Consider the following 25,038-nt stretch of genomic DNA (forward strand, 5'->3'; position numbering starts at 1 on the left):
AGCTGGGCGTTGGGAACGCTGCGTGCAGGCAAATCATTGCAGCCTGATGCAAGGAATGTGCTGCGGACCGCGCCAACCGTGTGCTAGCTTTTCACGTGATCCGCCTCGCCCTCGCCGCCGCACTTCTGCTTACCCTCGCCGCCTGCGGCAAATCGCGGCCGCGTGCAGACCTCGTCTTTATCAACGGGGCCGAGCCTGAGAGCATTGATCCGCACGTCGTGACCGATCAGGTGGGCATGCGCATTGCCTCAGCCTTGTTTGAGGGGCTTTGCCGCATTGATGAGGCGGGGAAACCGCAGCCTGGAATGGCGGAACGCTGGGAAATGACGCCAGACCGCAAGACCTACACCTTTCACCTGCGCCCGAACACGACCTGGAGCGACGGCGCGCCGCTCACCACGCAGGATTTCCTCTATTCCTGGAAGCGCGTGCTAACGCCTGAGTTCGGGGCCGACTACGCCAGCCAGCTTTACGTCATCAAAAACGCCCGTGCGTACCACGAAGGCACGCTCAAGGACTTCACGCAGGTGGGTGTGACGGCATTGGATGACCGCACGCTGCGCGTCGAGCTCGAAAACCCCACGCCTTACTTCATCGACCTTTGCGCCTTCACCGCGTTCTACCCGGTGCCGCAGCGCATCGTTGAACAGCACGGCACCGCGTGGATCAAACCGGGATCGCTCATCGGCAACGGCTCCTACACGCTGGAAGACTGGCTGCTGGACGACCGCATCGTGCTGCGCCGCAACGAGGGTTATTGGGACGCCGCCAATGTGCCGATGAAGAGCATCGAAATCCTGCCCATCTCGGAGCCGAACACCGCCATCAATTACTTCCTCACCGGCCAGGCCGATCTTATCATGGACAAGGGCATGGTGCCAACCTCCCTCACCGCCAAGCTCAAACAGGAGCCCTACTTCCACACAGGCCCCTTCCTCGGCAGCTACTTCACCCGCTTCAACGTCAACCGCGCGCCTTTTGACAATCCGAAGATCCGGCTGGCTTTCTCGCTGGCGATTGATCGCAAACGCGTGACCGAAAAGATCACCCAGCTCGGCGAGCGCAACGCCTTCAGCCTCACCCCGCCCGGTGCCGGACAAAACTACCAGCCGCCCCCCGGCCCTGAGTTTGATCCTGAGCGCGCGCGCAAGCTCCTCGCGGAAGCGGGGTATCCCGGTGGCAAAGGTTTTCCACGCGTGGAGTACCTCTACTTCCCCAAGCCGGTCGAACGCAACATCGCCGTGGAGCTGCAGGCCATGTGGCAGGAGCACCTGGGTGTCAGCGTGGATCTGGCGAAGCAGGAATGGAAGATCTACCTCGCCTCAATGAAGGAGAAAAACTACCACCTCTGCCGCAGCAGCTGGGTGGGCGACTACAACGACCCCGGCACGTTTTTGGAGATGTTCCTCTCATCCAGTGGCAACAACCGCACCGGCTTCGCCAATGCCTCATACGACGCCCTCATCGCCGCAGCCGCTCGCGAAGCTGATTTGAACCAGCGTAACACGCTGTTTCAGCAGGCCGAAAAGCTTCTCGTCACCGACGAAGCCGTCATCATCCCGATCTACCATTATGTCGGCGTCCAGTTTTTCCACGCCGACCGCCTCACCGGCGTGCAGGCGAACCTGATCGACGACCATCCTTTCCGCTGCATGCGGTGGAAGTGATCACTTCGCCACGCCCGCCACGGCGATGCCGAGTTCCACGGTTGGCTCAGCAGCATCGTTCATCGGCGGTTCCGTGGGTGAGCCGTTGGCGGATTTGAGATCATTGCCCACGGACCAGATCAGACCGCGTGCGAGGCTGTATTGCAGTGGAGCGCCGGTGTAGGGATCGACAGGGACATCGAGCAGGAAGTTGAAAGTGCGCAGTTGTTCGAGGTTGGCGGGCACCGATTTTTTCTCTGCAATGCAGCGTCGTACGGCGAACAAGGTGATGATCAGATTTCCCCGGGCGCGCACCTTCCCAAGCTCAGCAGGCATGGAAGTGTAGGTCTTCATGCGCTCATGGTAGTAGGCAAGCCCGGCGGAATTGGGCTGGTAAGAAGCACCCGAGGCGGCAACCTCTTTCAGCCGCACTTCGGCGGTTTGGGCCAGAGGTGTCTGCACTTCCGTCTTCATCTGCCGGAAAGCCGTGGCGAAATGCTGCAGGGTTTCATAGGGTTTGAAAAACAACCGGCCCGGACGATGCAGCTGAACTCCGCCGGGCATGGTGTCGAGGTTCTCGCCGCTCTTTGGGCCGAGGATGAGTTTTTTCTCATGCACGTAGAAGGCATTCATCGCGCCTTCCAGCACTTCTACGGTGGGCTGGCAGACCTTGAACTGGCGCTGAAACTGCCGCAGCGTGGCTTCTGGCAGCTTGGTCTGCCGCAGAAGATCGGCCAGCGTTTGGGCGGCGAGAGTGTGTGCCTGCAGCGCGCGCTGGTAGCAGGTGGGCCAGGCCCAGATTTGCTCCAGCCGCCAGCCGAGTTCCGCGAGATCAATGGCCGCAGTGAACGCAGCCTCTTCCTGCATGCGGCGGGAGAGATAGGCGGCCTCAGCCTGCTTGAGCACCAGCACCTGATGCCAGCGCGGATTCTCGCAGGGGTCCGCAGCATGCCATGCGGCGTGCGTGGCATGCCAGTCGGCGTCCTCCAGAAGATCACGCAAATTCTCGAGAGTAGTGGCATTGGACTGCACGAAGCGCGAGAGCGTCGGGGTGTCCCACAGCCACGGCGGTTTGCCTGAGAGCTGTGTGTTTTCGAGAGGGACCAACGCATTCAAAAACTTGCGCAGCTTGTCGGGTGTTTGGATCGCAACTGCCTGATCGACCGGCCGGTTCAAGAGCAGGTCTTTATCCAGGCCCGGGGCCTGATCGTCCACATAGAGCCAGGCGATGAAGACCAACGCCAGCAAGCCCATGCTCAGAATGGCCAGCGTGGACCATGAGGCCTCACGCCCAACCGCCACCTTGGGCCGAGGCTTCGTGACCAGCCGGGAAGGGGGTGCCTGGCGCGGTGCGGCGGGTACTTTTTCCACCTCCACTGGCGGCGGCGTTTCCACCGGCGGCTTGGATACGGTCTTGGGCTCTCGTGGCGCAGGCCGCTTTTTCTCCTCGATGTAGCGTCTCTTTTTTCCGGGCGGCGCATCCAGCCACTCCAGATCCAGCTCCCAAGGGGACGACCATGCACCACCCGCTTCTCCGCGGTGCGCTGGCTTGTCTTCGGGCGTTTCTGGCGGCGTATGGGGCCGGATCATGTGCCGCAGTATGAATGCAGTCACGCCCCACGGCAACGGGTGTCATGCCTTCAATGTCCGGCTTCAGCGCCACGCCATGAAACGATAGGCCCCGCACGGATGATGGCTGACGCAGGTCCGCCAGGTGGAATCCAGTGCGAGCGCCTCTCGCAGTTCGTCACCCCGAAATCCCGCACGGATGCTCGCCTGCATGTCATGGCGCTGCACATGATTGAGTTCCGCCAGTCCACAAAACAACCTGCCGGAGAGGCTGTGAATCCAGTAACGGGCTGGCTCAGCTGCGATGATCAGTCGTGTCACGGGTGACAGGCGCGAGCCCAGCAGGCGCAGTTGTCCCGTGGTGAAATGATGCAAAAACAAATTCGCGATCACGATTTCTGTGTCGGGCAGCGCCTGCGCCAGAACATCGCCACGCGTCCAGTGAGCCTGTGCGGGCCAGAGCTCCGGCCTGGGTGCCAGATCAAAAGCATGCAGCGCCGCCACTTTGCAACAGCCTGCTTCCACGAGCCGCAGGGACAGCGCCCCGTCTCCCGCACCCAGCTCCGTAATGCGCCATCCTTCTTCGCGATGTCGGCGAACCATGCGCTCAATCCAGCGATGATTGCCCATGATGCCGTTGACCTGCAGCATTTCCTCGCGCGCGCGGATGGCATCAGGGTCGTTCGGCGGCAGCGTGTCGAGCAGTTCGGGCTGGAAGACGCGCTCTTTCATGGCTTCGGCGCCGGGGTCAAGGCTGCGAGAGAATCAGCGCCACATTCGAACCGCCAAAGCCGCTGGAGTTGCTCATCGCGACACGCGGTGCCTGATCAACCGGGCTGGTGAGGATGTTCACGCCTTCGCAGGCGGGATCGAGATTCTGAATCTTCGCAGAGATCGGCATGAAGCCTTCCTTCAATGCCAGACAGCAGATGCCTGCCTCCAAAGCTCCTGCCAGGCAGAGTCCGTGACCCGTCAGCGCCTTGGTGCTGCTGACCTTCGGCCGGACATCACCGGTGAATACGGTTTTCAGCGCGCTCAGCTCGGCGATGTCGCCCGCATTCGTCGCGGTGCCGTGCGCGTTGATGTAGTCGATCGCCGAAGCCTCCAGCCTGGCGTCCTGCAGTGCATTGGTCATGGCACGCGCCAGTCCGCTGCCGCTTGGGTCCGGTGCCACCACATCGTAGCCATCCGAGCCCTGGCCCCAGCCTGTGACCTCGGCGTAGACCGTGGCCCCGCGTGCGGCGGCGTGTTCAGCCTCTTCGAGCACGAGGGTCACACCGCCGCCGGTGGTGATGAAGCCATCGCGGCCTGCATCAAACGGACGTGGTGCCAAAGCAGGATCGCTTTGAGAACTCAGGGCCCGCAGTGAAGCAAACGGCAAAACGGTGTGCAGAAACTGGGCGTCCTCGGCACCGACAACGAACATGGTTTTCTGCCGGCCCATCCGGATCATGTCACAGGCGTGCCCGAGGGCGTGCGAGGAGGAGGCGCAGGCGCTGTTGAAGGCCAGGGTAGCGCCTTTGATGGCGAACAGGGCTGTGAGATTCAGATGGAGTGAATTCGGCATGCCCGTGATGACCATGGGGGCAGAAGTACGCGCCGGCCCACGTTTGATCACCGAATCCATCGCCAGATAAGTCAACCAAGGTGATCCTGCCGAAGCGCAGTACAAGCCGGTTTGCGGATCTGATACCTGCGCAGGATCGAGTCTGGCATCAGCGATGGCCTCCTGCATGGCTGCATAGGCGAAAACGGCATTGGGAACCATGGTGCGCAGCTGCGCACGGCTCAGTTTCACCTGTTCGGGAAAGGTCCAGTCGAGCGGATCAGATGTTGGGAACTCGAAGCCCTTCACGGTGCCTGCGAGCTTCACACGGTCATTCGCGGCGGCCAGTTCTGGAACCAACTCAATGCCAGACCGGCCTTCACGCAGGCTTTCCGTCACCGCCGCGCGGTTGTTGCCGATGCTGGAGATGAACCCCAGTCCGGTGACGACCACCCGCTTCATGAGAGGCTCGCACCGAATTTGGCCCGGAGGAATTTCTTCAGATCACCCAGCGTGATAATGCCGCTCAGTTCTTCCGTGGCGATCGTCAGGCCGAGGACTTCTTCCGCCGTCATCACCACCTCGATCATGCCAAAGGAATCCATGCCGATGTCATCGATCAGCTTCATGTCGTCCGTGACCGATGCGACACCATCAGGCCGCGGATTGGCCGCATCACGTGCCAGCACACCTAGAATGATGGCGTCCAACTCGTCGAGCTTCTTGGTTTCTTCAAAGCGCAGCGCGGCGGCCAGCGTCTCCTCACTGCAACGTTTGAGGGATTTGGTGATTTCCAGTTTTCGGTCTTCGCTCACGGCCATGGCTGTGTTTAGTCAATTATGTTGATGGATCAACGCTTTTCAGCGCGGAAGGCACCTAGGCAGCCGTGGCAGCCAGCGCTATCCCTTATATAGTGGAGCTAAAATAGGGTATGCATGGTATGAATGATGCCCTCTTTCGCCTTTTGTACCACCTGCCCACACACGGGCTGCGCCCAAAGGACTCGGGTTCAGATCTGCCGCGGCTGCAGACTGGTCAAAGGAACCTGTTTGAGGGTGTTGAACGGGATCGTGAGCATCGCATAAAAAGATCCCATGTGTCTGGCGACGGGTTTCTGGCGGAGCAGGAACTTCAAAAGGACATCCCGCAGCAGCGAGGGCGCTTTGCCACGCCGGGTGCCAAGCCACATGCCCCACTCGGCGCGGATGATGGCTGTTTGGGCCGCCTTGCGGCGGAAGTGGTTGTAGGCTGGCAGCCATTTCCGCGGATCGGCCTGGCAAAGAATGGCGGCGAGGAACTCTGCGTCTGCAAAGCCGGTGTTCATGCCCTGGCCGCCGATGGGGCTCATGACGTGCGCGGCGTCACCGCAGAGGATGATGCGCCCTTCGTCGTAGCGGGCACAGTTGAATTTGCGCGGTGTGAAGGCGCTTTCACTGAGCTGATCAGCGGCGGGTATGTCGAGACCGGTGCGCTTTTTGATCAACTCACTGACCAACCCCCGTGGGGGATGATCCAGATGCGTTTCAGTCTGCACAATCCAGCGCCGCTGGCCGCCGGGCAGCGGGAAAGACTCCACCGCACCCGCCTCGGTGAAAAACAAGTGCGCCTCCTCACCAAAACCGCTGCGGTCGGTAAAATCGCCCATGGCAAAGTGGCAGTCATAGACATGGACCGGTGCCCGCATGCCGATGAGCTCACGCAACCGACTGCGGCTGCCATCACACGCGATCACGAAGCGTGCAGTGAGCGCGTGCTCATCCGTTTTGACACAGCAGTGCTGATCAAACTGCCTGACCTCGCGGACTTCGCAGCCAGACTCGACGTGCTCCTGCCCCAGATGCTTCTGCAGGATTGCGATGGTGGTGGCCTGCGGAAGTGACAGAATGAAGCGGTACGCATCTGGAATCTCCCGGAACGAAACACAACCCAGCTGGCCACGCTGGCCATGCACAAGGCAGTCGCGTACCTGCACGCCCCTGGCGACGAACTCGGCGGCGAGACCCAGCTTGTCCAGAATTTGCAATGAGGGTGGCGTGATGCCGATGGCCGCCGAGTACGCGATGGGCTCCGCACGCCGCTCCAGCACGCGGAGGCGCAGTCCCTGCTGCTTCAACAGACAGGCCAGCAACAAACCCACAGGCCCGCCACCCACGATGATCACATCGTAGTCAGTGGTACCCGCCGGACATGCAGTGCTAGGTCTCATGCCACGACGTGTGCCAGCGCGGCAGGCCGGGCTTTCTGGGCTGCCGGGATCGCGGCACCGCAGCGTTCCAGCACCGCCGTTTCCACCGTGAGTCCCGGACCAAAGGCAATGGCGCAAGTCATGGCGCGCTCGGTTTCTGCTTCTTCGAGGAAGCCTTTGAGAACAAACAATACCGTCGGGCTGCTCATGTTGCCGTAGTCACGCAGCACGCTTCGGGACATTTCCAGAGCCGTGGCAGGCAGGGCGAGCTGCTCCTCGATCTGGTCAAGAATCGCACGACCTCCTGGATGCACCGCCCATTCGTCAATGTCCGCCGGCGTGAGACCGCGCTTGTTGAGGATGCCGCCGACCATCGCGCGGATGTTGCTGCCGATGAGATCGGGGACATAAGCCGAGAGCACCATGTTGAAACCATGGTCTCCGATGTCCCAGGCCATGTGCGCTTCGCTGGAAGGCACCAGCGCCGACTGAAATCCATGCACCCGGTAATAGGACCGGTCATGCGCCGGCTCGCGGGCGCTGACGATGGCCGCAGCAGCGCCGTCCGCAAACAGTGCATTGGCCACGATGCTCTCCGGTTTGTCACTGACCTGCAGATGCAGGGAGCAGAGTTCAAGGCACATCACCAGCACCACGGCCTGCGGATTGGCCTCACAAAACTGGGCGGCCATGCGCAGCGCCGGAAAGGCGGCGTAGCAGCCCATGAACCCGACGGTGTAGCGCTCGACGTTTTCATTGAGCCCCACTTCGCGGATGATGTGGTAGTCCGGCCCCGGATTGGCAAAGCCGGTGCAGGAGGCGAACACCACATGTGTGATGTCGCTCTTCGCAAAGTGTGGGTACTCGGCCAGCGTCTTGTGCGCGAGCTTCACCGCGAGTTCACGCGAAGCCTTCGCATAAAGGGCGTTGCGCTGGCCGGTGGTGGGGGAATTGATGGAGCCATCCGGCAATGTGTAAAACAGATCGCCGTTGTCCGTCATGAAGTCGTCGCTGGCGCTGTAACGCGTCTCGATGCCCGTGCGGTCATAGATCATCTCGACCAGACGTTTGGCCCGCGGCTCGGACACCCAGCTCTTCATGCGCTCACGAGAAAACTCACTGCTGTAGATGTGATCTGGCGTCTCGGTGGCGATGTGATGAATGAAAGCGGGCATGATCAGGAAGATTACGTTTCAGGGATACGCGGCATGCCGGAAGGGGGGCTGGGTGTCGCCACTTTTGAGCGGGAGATCGAAATCGAGGATAACGATGGTCTTGTCGCAGTTGCCAGTGTCCACCAGCAGGGAACGAAGAAGGCAGTTCATGTTGTGCCATCATAACCCAGCCTGGGGACTTGGAACGTTAATTCCATCCTGAAATGCAAATTCATCATTCGAATCAGCACGGCAACGGCTTCGTGAATGACATTCCAGGCCATGCTGCTAACGATTTACCATGCCCTCCACCCGCCGCTGGAAATCCCTCGCTCTGCGCCTCTGGCGCGTGGCGCTGCTGGCGCTCGCAGTCATGGCCATCCGGCGCTCCCACCCGCCGGCGGCAGTGCTGGAGCTGACGGTGGACCGGGTGCGGGATTTTTTTCCTGCCGCAGCGGCTTTGATCTCCCAGGGCGGCATGCAGGCGGTGAAGGATGAATCCGGCATCACGATCGGTCATGTCATGCAGACTTCCCCGGAAGCGGATGACATCATCGGCTACTCGGGGCCGACGAACACGCTCATCGCGCTCGACTCACGTGGCAAAGTCCTGGGGCTGCGCATCCTGAGCAGCGGCGATACAACGGATCATCTGGCCGAGGTGGTGCGCGAACGTTCGTTCTTCAAGCAGTTCACGGGCAAGAAGGCTGCGGAGCTGGCGAACATGCAACCGCAGGCTGTTTCAGGCGCAACACTGACGAGCAGCGCGATTGCCGAAGGGGTGCTGCGCCGGCTTGGCAAAAGTGCGACGACTTCGCTGCGCTTCCCTGACGCAATCACGCTGGAGGAAGTCAAAAAGCTCGAACCCCGGGCGGTGAAACTGCGCGAATCCAAACAGCATCCCGGTTCCCAGGAAGTGCTCGATGAGAAGGGCGCGGTGATCGCGCTGGCGGTGCGCACGGCGCCGGTCTCGGATGGAACGGTCGGCTACAAGGGACCGAGTGACACCTTCATGCTGATGGATGCCAGCGGCAAGACGCTGCGTGGCATCGCGCTGCGGCGGAGCTATGACACGGAGCAGTATGTAGGCTACGTCACCGGCGATCCGGCGTTTTTGAAAACGTTTGATGGGATGACGACGGAGAAGATCGCGCACATCGATTTCAATGCCGCCGGAGTCGAAGGTGTTTCCGGAGCGACGCAGACGAGCTACGGCATCGCCGAAGGAGTGCGGGTGCGGGCTGAGTCACTCCTCCACGAAGAGGAAGCTCGAAGCGGCTGGTGGCAGCAGATTCGCTGGCGCTGGCAGGACAGCGGCCATGTGGTGATCCTGCTGGCGGCGTTGGTGATGGCCTTCACCCCGCTGCGGGGCCGGGCATGGTGCCGCCACCTGCATCATGCGCTGCTGGTGATCTATGGCGGGTTCATCGCCGGGGAAATGCTGTCTCAGGGCCTTCTCGCGGGCTGGGCGACACACGGCACCCCTTGGAAAAACGCCCATGGGCTGGTGCTGCTGGCTGCCGTGGCGCTGCTGGGACCGGTGTTCACCAGCAAGCAGCTCTACTGCCACCACATCTGCCCGCATGGGGCGCTGCAGCAGCTCTTGGCGCGGCGGCTGCCGTGGCAGTGGTCGCCCTCGAAAGCGCTCGACAAGCTGCTTTCCAAACTTCCCTTCGTGCTGCTCGCCTTCGTTTTGTTCAGCGTGGCCCTGGCGCTGCCGGTCAATCTGAACGCGCTGGAGCCCTTTGATGCGTATCTGTTTCGCGTGGCGGGCTGGGCCAGCATCGTCATCGCCATCGCAGGCCTGCTGTGGTCGCTCTTCACCCCGCTGGCCTACTGCCGCTACGGCTGCCCGACGGGGGCGTTGTTCAAACTGCTGCGCTTCACCGGAGATGGAGATCGCTTCGGCGCGCACGATTGGCTAGCCGCGCTGTGCGTGGCATTCGTTCTTCTCTTGGCTCCGGGCTGAAACCGGACTACCAACACACCAGACATGCCCCTCATTCCCCAATTAGAGTCCAAATTCGGCCGCTTCGCCATTCCCGGCCTGGTGCAGATCATCGCCGCGTTTCAACTGCTCGTGCTCTTCATGGTCATGGTGATGTCGCCGGAGGGTGCGGCGGCCTATTTGCAGTTTCTTGAACTGAATCCGATCCGGGTGATGCACGGCGAGGTCTGGCGGCTGGTCACGCATGTGTTCATCCCCGGCAATTTTTCCCTCATCTGGGCGTTGATCGGCGCGATGTTCATGATGTGGATTGGCCGCGGTTTGGAATCGGCCTGGGGAGCGTTTCGGGTCAATCTCTACATCATCGGCTGGATGATTGCCGTGACTTTGGGGGCGCTGCTGTTTCACTGGCCTGCCTCAGGCATGTTTCTCTTCCAAACCTTGCTGTTCGCCTTTGCGTCCCTGTTTCCGAATGAGGAAATTTACATCTACTTCATCCTGCCGATCAAAATGAAATGGGTGGCCGCTTTGACGGCGGGTATGACAGCCTTTCTGGTGATGCGTGAGTCCTCGCTGCTGTTTCCGGTGCTGGTGGGGCATCTGAATTTTTTCATCGCGTTCGGCCCCGGATTCCTCAGCGAACGTGCGCGCATGGCCCAGGTGGCCTCACGCCGCAGCCGCTTTGAGTCCGCCCAGATCCCCCAGGACACTTTTTTCCACCAATGCTCGGTCTGCAAGAAGACGGAGCTGGATGATTCGCACCTGGAGTTCCGCGTGCTGGACTCCGGCGATGAAATCTGCAGCGAATGCCGTGCAAAACGGGCCGGAGGCTGAACGCCATGGAGGACAAGCTCGCCGCAGAGTTTCTGGAGTTCATGGAGGTGGAGCGCCGCTCCTCGGAGCGCACGCTGGCGAACTACGAGCTGGCCCTGCGCCAGTTCCGTGAATGGCGCACGCCGTTCAAAGGCTGGAGCGAACTCACCGCCGATGACTTCCGCGCGTTCTTGTTTGACCTGATGAAGCGCGAACGCGGACGGGCGACGATCCGGCTGCAGTTCGCGGCGCTGCGCAGTTTTTTCAAATGGCTGACGCGGCGGCGGGGCTGGAAAGCCAATCCGCTGCTGGAGGTGCAGCTGCCCAAGCGGGAAAAGAAGCTGCCCGTGGTGCTCACGGTGACGCAGGTGGAGGCCATGCTGGCGCTGCCGCTGAGCCTGGAAAAATCCAAGCGTGATGCTGTGTGGGCCCCAGAGCGTGACACGGCGATCCTGGAGCTGTTTTACAGCACCGGCATGCGACTGAGCGAGCTGGTGGCGCTGAACGTGGCGGACATCGACACCTACACCGAATCCGTGCGCGTGTTCGGCAAAGGCAGGAAGGAGCGCATCTGCCCGGTGGGCTCCAAAGCACTGGAGGCGGTGCAGCGCTACCGTGCGAAGGCCGGCGTGCATGACGGGGCGCTGTTTCGCAGCAAACTGGGCACCCGCATCACCGGCCAGGCGGTGGACGATGTGATCATGAAATACTGGCGCGCCTCCGGCCTGCCGGTGCACCTGACACCGCACAAGCTGCGACACAGCTTTGCCACGCACCTGCTGAACAACGGCGCGGACCTGCGCAGCGTGCAGGAGCTGCTGGGGCACGCAAGCCTTTCGACCACGCAGATCTACACGCACGTCTCGACGCAGCGCATGAAGGAAGTCTACGAGGCCGCGCACCCTCGGGCGTGAGTTGAGAGATTGAAAGCAGCCAGGAGTCGGTTTAGAATATCAGTACTCTCATGACCTCTTTGCTTGAAGTCGAATTCCCGGTCACCTTGACATTGCACGCGAAGAGCCGTGCAGACGTGGAACAACGCAGCCGCTTCCTGCTGGCGCTGAAGTACTTCGAACTCGGAGAAGTCAGTTCAGGACAGGCCGCAACCATGTGCGGCATGGGCCGGGTGGCCTTCCTCGCCGAATGCAGCCGCTGTGGAGTTCCAGTAAGCGAACTGGACGGTGATGATCTCGAACGGGAATTCGCCGATGGCTGATTTCTTTGCTCATCCCATTGTCTGCAACACCGGCCCGCTCATTGCGGTGAGCCGTGCCAACCTCGGGCATTACTGTCAAAGCTGTTTCCGCGCGTGATGACCACGCAGGCAGTGGTCGCCGAACTAACCGCCAAAGATGCGGGAGATGCCGCCGAGATCAGGCAAACTCTCGCTCATGTCGAAATCGTGGAGTCATCAACACCCGACCCTCTGCTCGTCACCGAACTGGATGCCGGTGAGGCATCCATCATTCAGGCGGCGCGGGATCATGGCATCACCGGTGTCTTGATTGATGAACGCCGGGCGCGACGTATCGCAGCAGAGGCCTATCATCTGGAAGTACGCGGCACCTGCGCAGTGTTCCTGCGTGCAAAGCGTGAAGGCTTGCTCCCAAGCATCAGACCCGTGCTGGAGAATCTTGTCACCAAAGGCTACTTCATTGGTCCTCAGCTCATGACGGAGTGCCTGCGCCAAGCTGGGGAATAGCGTGCTGGGCGTCACCTTTCTGCCTGCCGCCGTTCTCCGCGCCGGACCTGAAGGCAATCAGAAAACGGCAGCATGCTGCAATGATCACTTCTTCGGCACCCACGTCGCCACAGGGGTGGGCGTATGGGTCGGCGCTTCATCCATGGCAAAGGTGATGCAGAGGCTTTGTGGACCTTTGGCACCATCGACCGAAGCCTTGAGCACGTGGACGTTGGCCTTCACCAGATCACGGGACTGTTCGCTGGCAGGCTCTGGCGGTACGCCTGCACTGAAGGTTGCCGAGGCGGGTGAGACAATCGTGGCGACGAGGGTTTTGCCACCGAGGGTGAGCTTGGCCGAGGTGCCTGAAGGGGTGATCTCCGCCATGGTGTGCATGCTCCAGGTGATGTTGCCGGTGTTTTTCATGATGAGGTCATCCTGCACCACGATGTAGGGCTTGTCCCCGCGCACGACCATGATGCCCCGATGGACGTCCTTCGCGGGTTTGGAATAGGCCTTGGTCATGTCCACCACGGCGAGACCGCGCTCCGGTGTGGAAGCACCGAGCAGCACCGCTGCCTTGGCGTCGAACTCCTGCTGATTGCCATCAATGACGAGGGTGTTCTGACCCAGCGTGTTTTCGAGGTAAAGGGCAAAGCGCTTGGTGCGGTCCGCACCGGGTTTGACTTCAAAGCCGGGGGCTTTGTCCATTTCAGCACCGAGCTCGATGCCCCAGCGCTGACCGCCGGCCTCCATCACAAAGCTGCCGATGTCGAGCTGCGCCGTGGTGTCTTCATTTTCGCCGCCTTTGACCGCGACGAAGTAATCCGTCTTTTCCCACCCGGAGCGCGAGGTGGCCACAAAGCCACCGGGCTGCGCGTAGTCCAAGGAGTCTGCCGTGCCGTCTCCGGCGGCATGCGGGTTGTAGTAGATGAAGTTACCGACCTGGCCGAAGTAGGCGGAGGTCACGGGCTGCTTGCCAGCGGCGGCGACGGCACGGAGGCCAGGATTGCCCGCGATGCCACTGAGCCAGGTGGCGACCCATGGGCGGGAGGAAGCAGCACTTGTGGCATCTCCAAAATTGAAGGTCTGACCGCTGGGACCCATCATGTGCATGCGGGCGGTGTTGAACTGCGGAATGCCTTCCAGCAGGCTGATGTTGAGATCACGCCCGGAAGCAGCCTTGAGGGACTCGGAGAGCATGGCCACGTAATCCATCACGGTTTCACCGGCCTGCAGGCCTTCGGGCCAGACACCTGCCGGAGCAAAACGGACGATGCCCTTGCCAAAGACCTTGGCAGCCGCATCCGCCGCTTTCTTGGCGATGGAGGGGTCCTCATCCACGAGGCAGATGGCGGAGATCAGCAGGGCGGAGGCGGCGGCCATCTGCTTGCTGTCTGGCAGGAGCTTGCCCACATCGGGTTTCGCCTGGGGCTTCGCAGGAGCCTTCGGGGGGGCGGCCTTGGATTTGGTTCCTGTCTGACCACCGGAGGTGCCTTTGGCGCTCTCGGGGATTTCTTCGCCCTCAAGATGTGCAATGAGAGCCCCGATACCTTTCTCCGCGAGATAGGTGCGGATGACAGCAGCCTGCTCAGCGTTCAATCCGGCGCGGAACCAATCATATCCCAGCGAGGTGGCCACCACCAAGTCGGTCAAATTGTCCATCAGATCAGGGTGCCAGTCGCGAAAGGTCACTTTGTCTGTCAGGGCGATGAGTTCACGCGCGCCGCGCTCCTGCCATTTGAGGTCTCCATCGCCGAAATGCAGGGCTCCGAGCAGGCCCATGCGGTAAACGGCCTTGGGACCTTCACCGCCGGTTTCACCGTTGATACGGGTCAGCTCCGGGTCCTTCAACAGATCCTCCCCGGAGGCTTTCATGGCCTCCATGATTTTTGCCAGCACCGGATCCACTGCGACCTGCCCTTTCAGCGCCGCCCAGCCAGCGGCATTGTGAATCAGGCGCGGCCGCACTTTGGCGACGCCACTGAGGTAATCGTTGGCCGAGGGGGCCTTGAATTTTGCCGCAGGCACCACCGTGATGGCTGGCCGCGGAGGCGCAGGCTTTTTCACGACGGCGGCAGTTTTGGCACCTCCCTTGGGCGCGGCAGCGGGCGGAGTGGCGGGGGGTGTCCCCGCTGGAGTCGCGGGCATGGCCACTGCGGGTGCGGCAGCGGGGGCGGCCTGCATGGCGGCATAGCGCCCCTTGGCGTATTCAAAGTCAGCCGGGCTCAAATTGGCAATGGGCACGTCGAACTCCCGCCCGTCCTTCGTCTTGATCTTCAGCGTCTTGGCAACGGCATCGACCGAAATCAGGGTCGCCTCCACCGTCTTGCCCGAGGTGTTCGTCCAGGTGTGGAATTCTTCTGCGAGCTGCGCACTGGCGCTGGCAGCGAACAGGCAGATGGAAGCAAGAGAGAGGAAACGCGAAGCGGTTTTCATGACGGAAGGGTTGAGAGTGACGCTAAAGCAGCGGGTGGGAGCACCTAGGTCAAGCATAAACGCAGCTCGGATGCCCGAGTTTGGCGGAAAGACGTGTATCCCAGCAACTAATTACCGGTCACCAACGCGAGGCGAAAACGCCCATCATACTGGCCGCCAGCATGCAACCGGCAGCAGCGCAGGCAGGCGGTGGGGCGGCGGAACTTGCGCACACGCTGCACGGTGGTCTGGCAGGCGGGGCAGGCGTAGGTCAGCTTGCGTTCGACTTCATTGCGCGGCAGCGGCAGGCGGTGGTGCGCTTTTTCATCAGGGATGCCGAGATCCGCACAGGCCTGACGCCATTCGCGGCCATGCGGCTCGATGCGCTTTCGGCCGCTGCGGTGGTAGGCGATCAAATGCGCCAGCTCATGCTTCAGGGTGCGCTCCACCTGGCCTTCAAATTCGCGCAGCTTCGGGTTCAGCTCAATGGCCCAGCCCGGATAGCGCGCATAGCCTGCCGTGCTGCGCAGGCGCGCATTCCAGGCCACGGTGACGAGTTTGGCTCCGCCCGGCAGATCCAGCGCGAGCAGCATAGCCCGCGTTTGTTCTTCCAGTTCTGCATCGCGGCCATCAGGGATGGCTTCCTCGGCTGAACCCTCCGCCGGTTCTGGCGGGGGCGTCAGGTCACGCACCTTGCGAAACGGCACCCAGTGCGGCAGGGCGGAAAAATCAAAATTCAACTGGGAGAGATCGAGCATGCTCACTTCTTCTTTTTTTCCTGCACCTTGTGCTCCTGCTGACCAAGCGCGTAGAGCATGTCCGGTGCCACGGACTCGAGGATGAATACGTTGGCGCCGATGGTACTGCGCGCACCAATGACCGTGTCGCCGCCGACAATCGTCGCATTGGCATACACGGTGACGTGGTCTTCCAGCGTGGGGTGGCGCTTCTTGCCGCGGAGCGCCTGCCCGGCGGCGAGGGAGCGTGCCACGAGACCGACGCCTTGATAGAGCTTCACATGGTTGCCCAGCGTCGCCGTCTCTCCGATGACCACGCCCGTGCCGTGGTCGATGAAGAAGTGCGTGCCGATCTCCGCGCCGGGGTGAATGTCGATGCCGGTGCGGCTGTGCGCCCACTCCGTCATCATGCGTGGGATCACCGGCACGTTTTTCTGGTAAAGCACATGGGCCGTGCGCTGGATGGCGATGGCTTCAAGTCCGGGATAGGCGAGGATGATTTCCTCAAAGCCGCGCGCTGCCGGATCGCCGGCATAGGCGGCCTCGACATCCATTTTCAGCAGGGCACGCACTTCGGCCAATTTCATCAAGAAACTGCACACCACGTCAGCAGCTTCGGCATCGCGATTTTCATGGCTGCCATTGAGCCGCAGGCTGCGGCGCACCTCCACATTCAGGCGCTCACGGATGCTGGCGACGAGTTCATTGGTCATCAGCTCCAGTTCCTGGGAAGACACGGCTTCATCCGAAAAGAAGCCGGGAAAGAGCAGATGCAGCAGGTCCTCGCAGAGCGTGGCAATGGCGCGCTTGGACGGCAGATTGCCGCAATCGACATGGTTGATCCCGCCGACCTCGTGATACGAGGTCATCAAGCTGGAAATGATTTCATTTTGGCGGCAATCCATGTGTGCACTCAGCGATACCGTGCTGCGATCTGGATTCAAGCGCGGGGGTGAGATGATTGCTGTGAATAACTCAGGGTTTGCAGCTTCGTCTGGCATTTGCAGCCCCGTGTCCCAAATTGTTTCCTCCTCATGATGACTTCGAACGTACGCTTTGAAAACCTTTGGAGACGTCTGAGTTTGTCGGGCGAGGCCTCCGTGTGGCATGCGCGGCTGCTGGAATGCTACGCGGAGCCGCAGCGTGCCTACCACACGCTTCAGCATCTCGAAGAATGCCTGCTCATCTTGGACGACGCCAAGGCGGTCGGTTTGATCGCGAAGCCGGACCTCATCGAGATGGCCCTGTGGTTTCATGATGCGGTGTATGACCCGCAGGGGAACGAGAACGAAGAACTCAGCGCGCAGATGGCCGTGGAGGCCCTTGGAGAAGGGCAGCTGTCGCGTGAGGTCGCTCGGCTCATCCTGCTGACGAAGTCACACCAGCCGGGAGACGGACCGAATGATGCCTGGATCATCGACATCGATCTCGCGATCTTCGCACAGCCCATGGAGCGTGTGCGGGAGTATGAACGGCAGATTCGTGCCGAGTATGCGTGGGTGCCGGAAGCCGTGTATGTGGAGAAGCGGGCAGAAATCCTGAGCGGCTTTGTGAAGCGCGCTCAAATCTACCTCACCGCGTGGGCACGGGAGCGCTATGAATCGCAGGCACGGGAGAATCTGCGGGCGTTGATCGACTCGATTTAAACACCGAGTTTTCTACCGCCAGCATTGCGGGCAGAGCGACGCCGTTCTAGAGACAGGAGTCGTGCTCCCCTCTCTCAACCAGCTCAAACTTCCCGATCCATGGCAGCACCAGGCGGTGAATTTGCTGCGCACTGGAAGCGATGTGGTGGTCAGCGCACCCACGGGGGCAGGGAAGACGTACATCTTTGAGCTGCTGCATCAGGGGCGGCATTTGCAGGGGCCGGCGATCTACACGGTGCCGACACGGGCGCTGGCGAATGACAAGTACGCGGAGTGGAAGGAAGCGAAGTGGAATGTGGGCATCGCCACAGGGGACATCGCGGAGAATGTGGACGCGCCGGTCGTGGTGGCCACGCTGGAGACGCAGATCGAGCGGCTGGTGCGCGGCGAAGGTCCGGCGCTGCTGGTGATCGATGAGTACCAGATGATCTCGGATCACTCACGCGGTGCGAACTACGAGGCGGCTATCGCGCTGGCACCGCAGGACACACGGCTGCTGCTGCTGAGCGGCTCTGTGGCAAACCCGGAAGATGTGGCGGCGTGGCTGGTGAGCCTGGGCCGCAAGGCGGAAGTGGTGATGACGCGTGAACGGCCCGTGCCGCTGGAAGAAGTACCGATGGAGACGCTGCCGCAACGGCAGAAGCAGTTTCAGAACTACTGGCCGCGCTTTGCGGCTGCGGTGATGATGGCCGATCTAGCGCCGCTGCTGATCTTTGCACCGCGCCGCAAGGAGGCGGAGTCGATTGCGAGAAGACTCGCCGCTGATCTCCCGATGGGTGATCCGCTGGAACTCACAGCGGAACAACGTGCGGTGTGCGGCAAGGATCTGGCAACGCTGCTGGAGAAGCGCGTGGCCTTTCATCACAGCGGGCTTTCGTATGGAGCGCGCGCAGGTGTCATCGAACCGCTGGCAAAGGCGGGGCAGCTCCGTGTGGTGGTGGCAACGATGGGCCTGGCGGCGGGGATCAATTTTTCCGTGCGCAGCGTGCACGTGGCGGGCACGACGTTTCATGACGGGAAGAGCGAGCACAAACTCGCGCCGGATGAACTGCTGCAGATGTATGGCCGTGCCGGAAGACGCGGGCTGGATGACATGGGTCATGTGATCACCAGCCGCGACAGTCCTTCCATCTTTGATGCGCGGCCTGCACGGCTGCACCGCAGCACCCTGCTGGCGTGGCCGATCTTTCTGCGGGTGATGAAACATGCGGCGTTGCAGCAGGAGAACCCCTTTGATGCCGCGACGCGCTTTGCCGGAAGGTTGTTTGCCAAAGTGCCGCCGCTGCTCGGGCTGGAGGAACTGGAGCCGAACGTGGTGCCTCCGCAGCACGAGAATGCAAAGGCACTCTTTGGTCTCGAAGCCACGGAGAAGCAGGTCTTGAATTCATATGGCGAATGGGAGCGCAAGCACCGCCATGCGCTGCAGCGCGTGCCGCTGAGCCGCGTGCATGCGGTGCTGACGATCCCGGCCTTTGTGGCAAAGTTTGCGCACGGCATCGGCCGCGTGGGAAAAATACGCCGCGAGAAGGAAGTGACCTACGGAGTCGAGATCAGCCTCGGCACTCCGGTGGGGGAGGATGTGAAGCCGACGAAGTCGATCCGTCGGTTGCTCAAGCTGCCGCGCAACGCGGAGACGGTGCCCCTGGAGGAGATCACCGTGCTGCATGTGGGTGACATCGCGCAGGCCATCCTCGCGCATGGGGAAGACGTCATCCCAGACGTGGCTCCGGAATTCATCGGCACCGTGATGAAGGAGAACCTAGTCTTTGCCTGCTTCGATCTCGCGCCCATCGAGGTGATGGCCTATGAAGATGGTCATGGCAGGCTGCTCTTTGCACCGCAGGAACGCAGCGTGGTGGTGAAGAATGAAACGGGGGTGCACATGGCCGAGACGGCCACCACGGACCGTGAACCGCGCGGCGGATCACCGATTCATGCATGGCGAACGCTGGGGCTGATCGATGCTGCGGGTGTGCCCACAAGGCGTGGAGAGATCTTCAGCTTCTTCCAGCATGGCGAGGGTCTGGCGATCGTCGCGGCACTCGAAGACGAAAGCTATCCTGCGGACGACCTGGTGCATCACATGGCAAACCTGCGCAGCGGCTCCAAGTTTGATCTGCCGCTGAACTGCGGTTCTGAACGCCTCGCGGCGGTGTGTCGTGGGACCTATGGGTTTGTGAATCACCACGGCTATCTCGAAAACGGCCTGCCGGACGACTATGGCGAAGGCGCGGCGGAGTTGCTGGATGCGCTGCTGCATCCGGAGCAGCCCGGTGCGCAGGATTTGAAGGCGGGCATCGCGGAAGGGGACATCTCCCGTGCGTATGTGGAGTGGCTGAGTTTGCTGCGGCACATCACCCATGCGCCGGATCATCCGTGGAGGAGATGGAAGGATTTGAAGGAAGCAGCGAAGCAGACGCTCAAGCATCACACCAAAACCCTGCGCCACTTCTTCCACCTCGACCTGCCACCGCTGACGAACAAGCAGAAGCATGGCAAGACGCGGCATTATCTGATGGTCAAGTAGTGGGTAATCCTGTCCGCGAATGACGCGCTCATCGGCGGGCAGGATGGCCCGCACTACTGATGAGATTTGAAGAATCACGAATGCTTTACACACTGCGCACATGAACCTCGAGCATCCACGCATCGCCATCGTCGGTTCCGGCGCAGTCGGCTGCTACTATGGCGGGCGGCTGGCGCAGCATGGGCATGAGGTGCATTTCCTCATGCGCTCAGACTATGCGCATGTGAAGCAGCATGGGCTCAAAATCCGCAGCGTGCATGGGGACTTCGAGCTGCCGCAGGTGTACTGCCACCGACGCACGGCGGAGATCGGGCAGTGTGATCTGGTGATCATCGCGATGAAGGCCACGGCCAATGCGGCGCTGCTGGAACTGCTGCCGCCGCTGCTGCACAACAAGACGATGATCCTCACGCTGCAAAACGGGCTGGGCAGCGATGATTTTCTGGCGCGGCACTTTGGCTCCACGCATGTGCTGGGCGGGCTGTGCTTTGTGTGCATCAATCGCACCGCAACCGGAGAGATCCATCACATCGCGCAGGGGCAGATCTCGCTGGGCGAGCACAGCGGTGCGCCGCAGGTGCGCACGGAGACACTGGCGACGGAGTTCCGGCGCTGTGGGATCGAGTGCAAAGTGGAGCCGAGTTTGCTCACGGCGCGGTGGAAGAAGCTGGTGTGGAATATTCCCTTTAATGGGCTTTCGATTGCAGCAGGAAACAAGGATACGGCGGCCATTCTGGCGGATGCGGTACTGGAAAAGCGGGTGCGTGATTTGATGCGTGAGATCATCGAGACTGCAGGGAAGCTGGGGCATGCGATTCCGCTGGTGCTGATGGATGACATGATCGAGCGCACGCGCACGATGTCTCCGTACAAGCCAAGCAGCCTCATCGACTTTCTGGCGGGCAGCGAGGTGGAGCTGGAGGCGATCTGGGGCGAGCCGGTACGTCAGGCCAAGGCCGCGGGGATGGAGATGCCGCAGGTGGGCAGGTTGTATGAGGAGTTGAAGGAGCGCATTGCCGCCAGATAGTGGTCCGCACAGTCCTCTGTGCGGGGATCGCCGTCACGAGACGCTCGTCTGACCGCACAGGGGACTGTGCGGACCACTTTGCTCACGCCTATGTCGCTCACTGATATTGAAAACGCCCGTCCTGAAACAGCCATCGTACTCGGCTCCGGTCTCGGAGGTGTGGCGGAGGCTTTTGGCATCGAAAGTGAAGTCGCCTATTCCGATGTGCCCGGCCTCAGCGCCTCCACGGTGCCGGGGCACGCAGGGCGCTTTGTTTTGGCGCAGCATCACGGCAAGCCGATCCTCCTCGCGCAGGGGCGGCGACATTTGTATGAGGGCCTCACGGCGCATGAGGTGACAGCGTGCATCCGCTTCATGCACGAGATCGGCGTGAGGCGCATCGTGCTCACGAATGCGGCGGGCGCGATCAGCGAGGATTTTCATGTGGGCGGACTCATGCTCATCACCGACCACCTCAATCTGCAAGGCACTACCCCGCTGCTCGGCGGCCCGCACTTCCATGACATGAGCGAGGTGTATTCGCGGAAGTGGTGCGAAAAGTTTCATGCGGCGAGTGTGGAGATCGGTTTGAAGCTGCACGCCGGTGTGTATGCCGGTCTGCTGGGCCCGCAGTATGAAACCCCTGCCGAGATCCGCATGCTGCGCACCCTCGGCGCCGATGCCGTGGGCATGTCCACGGTGCCCGAGGCGATTCAAGCGCGCGCGCTAGGGATGGAGGTCGCGGGCATCTCCATGCTCACGAACTGGGCCGCAGGATTGAGAGCGCAGACACTGCACCACGCCGAGGTGGTCGAGGTGGGGAAGACAGCGAGCTTGTACCTGGCGAGGTTGTTGAAGGCGGCGGTGTGAGACTTCACCATTCTTCCATGGCGTTGAAAGCGACGTATCGCACAAAATCCCTCCAAGAGCTTGCGACCTTCTCGCCATCATCAAGCACCGCTGGATAAGCGGAATCTTGATTACAGGAAGCTTTTTCTAACCAATAGACCGGCATTTCTTCAAGGGACTTGGTGTTATGCAGATCGATACAAAAATCGTCCCCGCCTGCATTCGCTGCTATTGGAACCAACCCCAGGCGGTAAAGATACTCCCCTGATGTAGACAGGGTCTCCTTTTCGCTCGTAGCAACATCATTGAAGCAGTTATCCGATCGATTTTTCGCAGGCCATGCAAAGCACAAGAAGCTGATCAAGCCTCTAGGGGTCTTCTGTGTTTGTAGAGCACTGGCTTCAATTTTGCCCATAGCCGAAGATACCAGCACATCTGATTCCAAAGCTGCCAGGTCTTCGGCATACCGTTCCTTGAGAGCTTTCAACTTTGGGGAAAGTTCAGGCCCGCCCGTGACTTTCAAAACGAGAAGATGATTTTCCAAACTTCGGATATCCGCCCCATACTTTATCAGTAGGCGGACAAGTTCCAAATTTTGGGCAACCAGTGCCGCTTTGGCGAGTGCACCTCGCCCAGCAGCATCCTTGACGTTTGGGTCGCCTCCTGACTCAAGATAGCTCCTGCATTCGGCGAGCTTCCCAAGACGACAATGCATCAGGAAGTCCCGCTCTTCTTGCAGAGTCATGGCTGAGAGTGATTAGCAGCACCCGTTCGCCTTCTCCATCTCACACGCGTGCTCCTCGGTGCAGCAGGGCATCAGCGGGCGGCCTTGGGTGGCTTCGGGGGCTTCCATCTCCGGATTCGGGGCCTGGGCGGCGAGGCCGAGGTCGCGGAGGAGTTTCATGTCCTCGTTGGCGCGCGGGTTGGCGGCGGTGAGGAGCTTGTCTCCGTAGAAGATGGAGTTGGCTCCGGCAAAGTAGGCGAGGGCCTGGGCTTCGCGGCTGAGGTTCGTGCGACCGGCGCTGAGGCGCACCTTGGCCTTCGGCACGGCGATGCGGGTGACAGCGATCATGCGGATGAAGGCGAAGGAATCGACGACTTCGTTGTCGCCCATGGGGGTGCCTTTGATGGGCATGAGGGCGTTGATCGGGATGCTCTCGGGCTGGGGGTTGAAGTTCGAGATGACTTCCAGCATTTTCAGACGGTCTTCGATGGTCTCGCCGAGGCCGAGGATGCCGCCGCAGCAGACGGACATGCCGGCATCCTGCGCGTGGCGGATGGTGCGCAGGCGGTCGTCAAAGGTGTGGGTGCTGACGATGTTCGGGTAATGCTCCGGGGAGGTGTCCACGTTGTGGTTGTAGGCGGTGACGCCGGCTTCCTTGAGATCAGTGGCCTCTTCCGCGCCGAGCTGGCCGAGGGTGACGCAGACTTCCATGCCGAGCTTGGAAACATCCCGCACGATGTCGAGCACCTGGTCGAACTTTTGAGTGCCTTTGCGCACGCCCTTCCAGGCGGCGCCCATGCAGAAGCGGGTGGAGCCATTGGCGCGGGCGGCGAGAGCACGCTCCATGACCTGCTCCTTGGGCATGAGATCTTCCTTTTGCAGGCCGGTGCTGTAGCGGGCGCTCTGGGCGCAGTAGCCGCAGTCCTCGCTGCAACCGCCGGTCTTGATGCTGAGGAGGGTGCAGAGCTGGACTTCATTGCCGGTCCAATGCTCGTCATGCACGGCGCGGGCCTGCTTGAGGAGATCGAAAAAGGGCTGGTGGTAGATGCGGTGGAGTTCAGCGAAAGTCATGGCGGATGATGCAGCCCGGATAGTGGCCGAAAAACGGGGAAGATGCACGGGGAAAGTACGGCCCCCTGCTTCGTCCTCGTCCTCCTACTCGAACTCGTCCTCGACCGATTGTATCCACGAGGGGGATGCGGAGTGATCGAGTCATCCCAAGCCGTTCGCCAGCGAGGCATGGAGGTGATCCGCCGGTCCCAGACCCATCGAATTCGATTTGATCGAGGACGAGTTCGAGTAAGAGGACGAGGACGATTCGATGGCGTGCAAGACAGCCCCCTTCGCGGGCGATTTGGTTTCACCATCATGAACCGCCGCACTTTTTTCCACCAAACGTCCGCGCTCGCCGCGGTGTCCGCTCTGCCAAAACTTTACGCGGCGGATGAGGCCGGGAGGAAAGTCAAAGTGGCCGTGGTGGCGCTGGGGCGTGGCATGCAGCATGTGCAGGCCCTGCTCAAAATCCCGGGCGTGGAGATCGCCTACCTGGCGGAGGTGGACCCGAAGCGCTTGGAATTGGGCCTCAAGGTGGTGAATGACACGCAGAAGGTCTCCTGCGTGGGGGTGAAGGATTTCCGCACCATTTTGGATGACAAGACGCTGGACGCCGTCTTCATCGCCACGCCGAATTTCTGGCATACGCCAGCGGCCATCCTGTGCATGCAGGCTGGGAAGCACGTCTATGTGGAAAAGCCCGGCAGCCAGAACGCGCAGGAAGCCGAGATGATCGTGGCGGCTTCGAAGAAGTACGACCGCCTGGTGCAGATGGGCAACCAGCGCCGCACCTGGATGAAGGAGGCGATCGAGGCACTGCACGGCGGCGCCATCGGCCCGGTGCGCTTTGGCCGTGGGTTTTACTACAACACGCGCAAATCCGTGGCGACGAACGAGAAACCCGCCTCGCCGGACATCGACTACAATCTGTGGTAGGGCCCGGTGCCGGATGATGCGAAGCATGATTTCAAATCGCTCGCTCACTACGACTGGCACTGGTTCTGGCATTGGGGCAATGGCGAGCTGGGTAACAATGGCATCCATTCACTGGACATCCTGCGCTGGGGCCTCAAGGGCGATTATCCGCTGCGCACCACCTACAATGGTGGCCGCTATTTTTACGACGATGCGCAGGAGACGCCGGACACCGGCACGGCGGTGTATGATTTCGGCCACGCCGGCTGCGAGTGGGTGCAGAGCAGCTGCCATGCGCGCGCGGCAGAGAAGCCGCTGGGCGAAGTGATCTTCTATGGCGACAACGGCACCATGGCCATCACGCGTGATTCCTGGATCAACTACGACCTGAAGGGCGTGGAAATGAGCAAGGGCAAAGGCGCTGGTGGCGGCGACCCCGCGCACATGGGCAATTTCATCGAGGCCATTCGCGGCAATGCGAAGCTGAACAGCCCCATCGAGGAAGGCCAGAAGAGCACCATGATGTGCCACCTGGGCAACATGGCCTACCGCACGAATACCGTGGTGAAGTGCGATCCGAAGACCGGCAAGGTGCTGAACAACGCGGAGGCGCTGAAGCTC

General features: G+C 61.2%; 24 protein-coding genes. 12 read left to right on the top strand and 12 right to left on the bottom strand.

The genetic code is table 11. The annotated features are described in order from the left end of the window. Positions 1–95: 95 nt before the first annotated feature. Entirely contained in the window at positions 96–1,667 is a 1,572-nt protein-coding gene (locus ACILSL_RS12410) for a peptide ABC transporter substrate-binding protein (protein WP_395732353.1), read from the top strand. Here the strand turns inward: ACILSL_RS12410 and ACILSL_RS12415 are convergent, their stop codons facing one another. The 7 genes from ACILSL_RS12415 to ACILSL_RS12445 all read right to left on the bottom strand — a co-directional run bounded on the left by ACILSL_RS12415 (position 1,668) and on the right by ACILSL_RS12445 (position 8,271). Beyond that, positions 1,668–3,236, bottom strand: a complete 1,569-nt coding sequence (locus tag ACILSL_RS12415; protein WP_395732354.1) for a hypothetical protein — start codon at positions 3,234–3,236, stop codon at positions 1,668–1,670. It abuts the gene before it with no gap. 63 nt (positions 3,237–3,299) lie between these two features. After that, positions 3,300–3,947, bottom strand: a complete 648-nt coding sequence (locus tag ACILSL_RS12420) for a hypothetical protein (RefSeq protein ID WP_395732355.1) — start codon at positions 3,945–3,947, stop codon at positions 3,300–3,302. Between the two features lie 16 nt (positions 3,948–3,963). Then, positions 3,964–5,223: a beta-ketoacyl-[acyl-carrier-protein] synthase family protein gene (locus ACILSL_RS12425; protein WP_395732356.1), complete on the bottom strand. Its 1,260-nt coding sequence runs from the start codon at positions 5,221–5,223 to the stop codon at positions 3,964–3,966. Beyond that, positions 5,220–5,576 (bottom strand): phosphopantetheine-binding protein, encoded by a 357-nt coding sequence (locus ACILSL_RS12430; protein ID WP_395732357.1) that lies wholly within the window; start codon positions 5,574–5,576, stop codon positions 5,220–5,222. Before ACILSL_RS12430 ends, ACILSL_RS12425 begins: the two co-directional genes overlap by 4 nt. A gap of 194 nt (positions 5,577–5,770) precedes the next feature. Then, positions 5,771–6,967 carry an FAD-dependent oxidoreductase gene (locus ACILSL_RS12435; RefSeq protein WP_395732358.1) on the bottom strand — a complete coding sequence of 399 codons (1,197 nt, stop codon included), beginning with the start codon at positions 6,965–6,967 and terminating at the stop codon, positions 5,771–5,773. Continuing rightward, positions 6,964–8,121: a type III polyketide synthase gene (locus ACILSL_RS12440; protein WP_395732359.1), complete on the bottom strand. Its 1,158-nt coding sequence runs from the start codon at positions 8,119–8,121 to the stop codon at positions 6,964–6,966. Before ACILSL_RS12440 ends, ACILSL_RS12435 begins: the two co-directional genes overlap by 4 nt. 18 nt (positions 8,122–8,139) lie before the next feature. Then, on the bottom strand, positions 8,140–8,271 hold the full coding sequence (locus tag ACILSL_RS12445; protein WP_395732360.1) for a hypothetical protein: 132 nt from the start codon (positions 8,269–8,271) through the stop codon (positions 8,140–8,142). A gap of 130 nt (positions 8,272–8,401) precedes the next feature. Between ACILSL_RS12445 and ACILSL_RS12450 the strand changes: the two genes are divergently transcribed. The 5 genes from ACILSL_RS12450 (at position 8,402) to ACILSL_RS12470 (ending at position 12,563) form a co-directional block, all read left to right on the top strand. Continuing rightward, entirely contained in the window at positions 8,402–10,069 is a 1,668-nt protein-coding gene (locus ACILSL_RS12450) for an FMN-binding protein (protein WP_395732361.1), read from the top strand. Positions 10,070–10,093: 24 nt separating this feature from the next. Further along, on the top strand, positions 10,094–10,882 hold the full coding sequence (locus ACILSL_RS12455) for a hypothetical protein (RefSeq protein WP_395732362.1): 789 nt from the start codon (positions 10,094–10,096) through the stop codon (positions 10,880–10,882). Then, positions 10,855–11,775 carry a site-specific tyrosine recombinase/integron integrase gene (gene xerA, locus ACILSL_RS12460; protein ID WP_395732363.1) on the top strand — a complete coding sequence of 307 codons (921 nt, stop codon included), beginning with the start codon at positions 10,855–10,857 and terminating at the stop codon, positions 11,773–11,775. Before ACILSL_RS12455 ends, xerA begins: the two co-directional genes overlap by 28 nt. Positions 11,776–11,825: 50 nt before the next feature. Next, complete coding sequence (locus ACILSL_RS12465) at positions 11,826–12,077, top strand: UPF0175 family protein (RefSeq protein WP_395732364.1); 252 nt, start codon at positions 11,826–11,828, stop codon at positions 12,075–12,077. A 96-nt stretch (positions 12,078–12,173) separates the two neighbouring features. Beyond that, positions 12,174–12,563 carry a DUF3368 domain-containing protein gene (locus tag ACILSL_RS12470; protein WP_395732376.1) on the top strand — a complete coding sequence of 130 codons (390 nt, stop codon included), beginning with the start codon at positions 12,174–12,176 and terminating at the stop codon, positions 12,561–12,563. A gap of 84 nt (positions 12,564–12,647) precedes the next feature. Here the strand turns inward: ACILSL_RS12470 and ACILSL_RS12475 are convergent, their stop codons facing one another. The 3 genes from ACILSL_RS12475 to epsC form a co-directional block, all read right to left on the bottom strand. After that, positions 12,648–14,981, bottom strand: coding sequence for a heparinase II/III family protein (locus tag ACILSL_RS12475; protein ID WP_395732365.1), 2,334 nt, complete (start codon positions 14,979–14,981; stop codon positions 12,648–12,650). 107 nt (positions 14,982–15,088) lie between these two features. Then, positions 15,089–15,718, bottom strand: coding sequence for a SprT-like domain-containing protein (locus tag ACILSL_RS12480; RefSeq protein ID WP_395732366.1), 630 nt, complete (start codon positions 15,716–15,718; stop codon positions 15,089–15,091). Positions 15,719–15,720: 2 nt separating this feature from the next. Then, complete coding sequence (gene epsC, locus ACILSL_RS12485; RefSeq protein ID WP_395732367.1) at positions 15,721–16,602, bottom strand: serine O-acetyltransferase EpsC; 882 nt, start codon at positions 16,600–16,602, stop codon at positions 15,721–15,723. Positions 16,603–16,731: 129 nt separating this feature from the next. Between epsC and ACILSL_RS12490 the strand changes: the two genes are divergently transcribed. From ACILSL_RS12490 to ACILSL_RS12505, 4 genes are all read left to right on the top strand, one after another. Next, positions 16,732–17,343 carry a hypothetical protein gene (locus ACILSL_RS12490; protein ID WP_395732368.1) on the top strand — a complete coding sequence of 204 codons (612 nt, stop codon included), beginning with the start codon at positions 16,732–16,734 and terminating at the stop codon, positions 17,341–17,343. 61 nt (positions 17,344–17,404) lie between these two features. After that, positions 17,405–19,870, top strand: a complete 2,466-nt coding sequence (locus ACILSL_RS12495) for a DEAD/DEAH box helicase (RefSeq protein ID WP_395732369.1) — start codon at positions 17,405–17,407, stop codon at positions 19,868–19,870. 100 nt (positions 19,871–19,970) lie between these two features. Beyond that, on the top strand, positions 19,971–20,897 hold the full coding sequence (locus ACILSL_RS12500) for a 2-dehydropantoate 2-reductase (protein ID WP_395732370.1): 927 nt from the start codon (positions 19,971–19,973) through the stop codon (positions 20,895–20,897). Between the two features lie 90 nt (positions 20,898–20,987). Next, entirely contained in the window at positions 20,988–21,746 is a 759-nt protein-coding gene (locus tag ACILSL_RS12505) for a purine-nucleoside phosphorylase (RefSeq protein ID WP_395732371.1), read from the top strand. Positions 21,747–21,750: 4 nt separating this feature from the next. On the opposite strand, the gene ACILSL_RS12510 is transcribed toward ACILSL_RS12505, so the two are convergent. Both ACILSL_RS12510 and bioB read right to left on the bottom strand, forming a co-directional pair. After that, positions 21,751–22,470, bottom strand: coding sequence for a hypothetical protein (locus ACILSL_RS12510; protein ID WP_395732372.1), 720 nt, complete (start codon positions 22,468–22,470; stop codon positions 21,751–21,753). A 12-nt stretch (positions 22,471–22,482) separates the two neighbouring features. After that, positions 22,483–23,520 carry a biotin synthase BioB gene (gene bioB, locus ACILSL_RS12515; RefSeq protein ID WP_395732373.1) on the bottom strand — a complete coding sequence of 346 codons (1,038 nt, stop codon included), beginning with the start codon at positions 23,518–23,520 and terminating at the stop codon, positions 22,483–22,485. A gap of 297 nt (positions 23,521–23,817) precedes the next feature. On the opposite strand from bioB, the gene ACILSL_RS12520 reads away from it, so the two are divergent. Then, positions 23,818–24,438, top strand: a complete 621-nt coding sequence (locus ACILSL_RS12520) for a Gfo/Idh/MocA family protein (protein ID WP_395732374.1) — start codon at positions 23,818–23,820, stop codon at positions 24,436–24,438. Positions 24,439–24,444: 6 nt separating this feature from the next. Then, positions 24,445–25,038, top strand: a 594-nt coding sequence (locus ACILSL_RS12525; protein ID WP_395732375.1) for a Gfo/Idh/MocA family protein, incomplete at its 3' end; no start/stop codon positions are given.

Origin of the sequence: Prosthecobacter sp. (assembly GCF_044222345.1) — a bacterium.
In the GTDB taxonomy this organism is placed as follows: Bacteria; Verrucomicrobiota; Verrucomicrobiia; order Verrucomicrobiales; family Verrucomicrobiaceae; genus Prosthecobacter.

Coding starts and splice junctions, on each gene's coding strand:
- ACILSL_RS12510 (WP_395732372.1), bottom strand. CDS start 22,470: ATGACTCTGCAAGAAGAGCGGGACTTCCTGATGCATTGTCGTCTTGGG.
- bioB (WP_395732373.1), bottom strand. CDS start 23,520: ATGACTTTCGCTGAACTCCACCGCATCTACCACCAGCCCTTTTTCGAT.
- ACILSL_RS12450 (WP_395732361.1), top strand. CDS start 8,402: ATGCCCTCCACCCGCCGCTGGAAATCCCTCGCTCTGCGCCTCTGGCGC.
- epsC (WP_395732367.1), bottom strand. CDS start 16,602: ATGGATTGCCGCCAAAATGAAATCATTTCCAGCTTGATGACCTCGTAT.
- ACILSL_RS12465 (WP_395732364.1), top strand. CDS start 11,826: ATGACCTCTTTGCTTGAAGTCGAATTCCCGGTCACCTTGACATTGCAC.
- ACILSL_RS12420 (WP_395732355.1), bottom strand. CDS start 3,947: ATGAAAGAGCGCGTCTTCCAGCCCGAACTGCTCGACACGCTGCCGCCG.
- ACILSL_RS12440 (WP_395732359.1), bottom strand. CDS start 8,121: ATGCCCGCTTTCATTCATCACATCGCCACCGAGACGCCAGATCACATC.
- ACILSL_RS12415 (WP_395732354.1), bottom strand. CDS start 3,236: ATGATCCGGCCCCATACGCCGCCAGAAACGCCCGAAGACAAGCCAGCG.
- ACILSL_RS12490 (WP_395732368.1), top strand. CDS start 16,732: ATGATGACTTCGAACGTACGCTTTGAAAACCTTTGGAGACGTCTGAGT.
- xerA (WP_395732363.1), top strand. CDS start 10,855: ATGCCGTGCAAAACGGGCCGGAGGCTGAACGCCATGGAGGACAAGCTC.
- ACILSL_RS12455 (WP_395732362.1), top strand. CDS start 10,094: ATGCCCCTCATTCCCCAATTAGAGTCCAAATTCGGCCGCTTCGCCATT.
- ACILSL_RS12505 (WP_395732371.1), top strand. CDS start 20,988: ATGTCGCTCACTGATATTGAAAACGCCCGTCCTGAAACAGCCATCGTA.
- ACILSL_RS12425 (WP_395732356.1), bottom strand. CDS start 5,223: ATGAAGCGGGTGGTCGTCACCGGACTGGGGTTCATCTCCAGCATCGGC.
- ACILSL_RS12435 (WP_395732358.1), bottom strand. CDS start 6,967: ATGAGACCTAGCACTGCATGTCCGGCGGGTACCACTGACTACGATGTG.
- ACILSL_RS12480 (WP_395732366.1), bottom strand. CDS start 15,718: ATGCTCGATCTCTCCCAGTTGAATTTTGATTTTTCCGCCCTGCCGCAC.
- ACILSL_RS12520 (WP_395732374.1), top strand. CDS start 23,818: ATGAACCGCCGCACTTTTTTCCACCAAACGTCCGCGCTCGCCGCGGTG.
- ACILSL_RS12500 (WP_395732370.1), top strand. CDS start 19,971: ATGAACCTCGAGCATCCACGCATCGCCATCGTCGGTTCCGGCGCAGTC.
- ACILSL_RS12470 (WP_395732376.1), top strand. CDS start 12,174: ATGACCACGCAGGCAGTGGTCGCCGAACTAACCGCCAAAGATGCGGGA.
- ACILSL_RS12475 (WP_395732365.1), bottom strand. CDS start 14,981: ATGAAAACCGCTTCGCGTTTCCTCTCTCTTGCTTCCATCTGCCTGTTC.
- ACILSL_RS12445 (WP_395732360.1), bottom strand. CDS start 8,271: ATGAACTGCCTTCTTCGTTCCCTGCTGGTGGACACTGGCAACTGCGAC.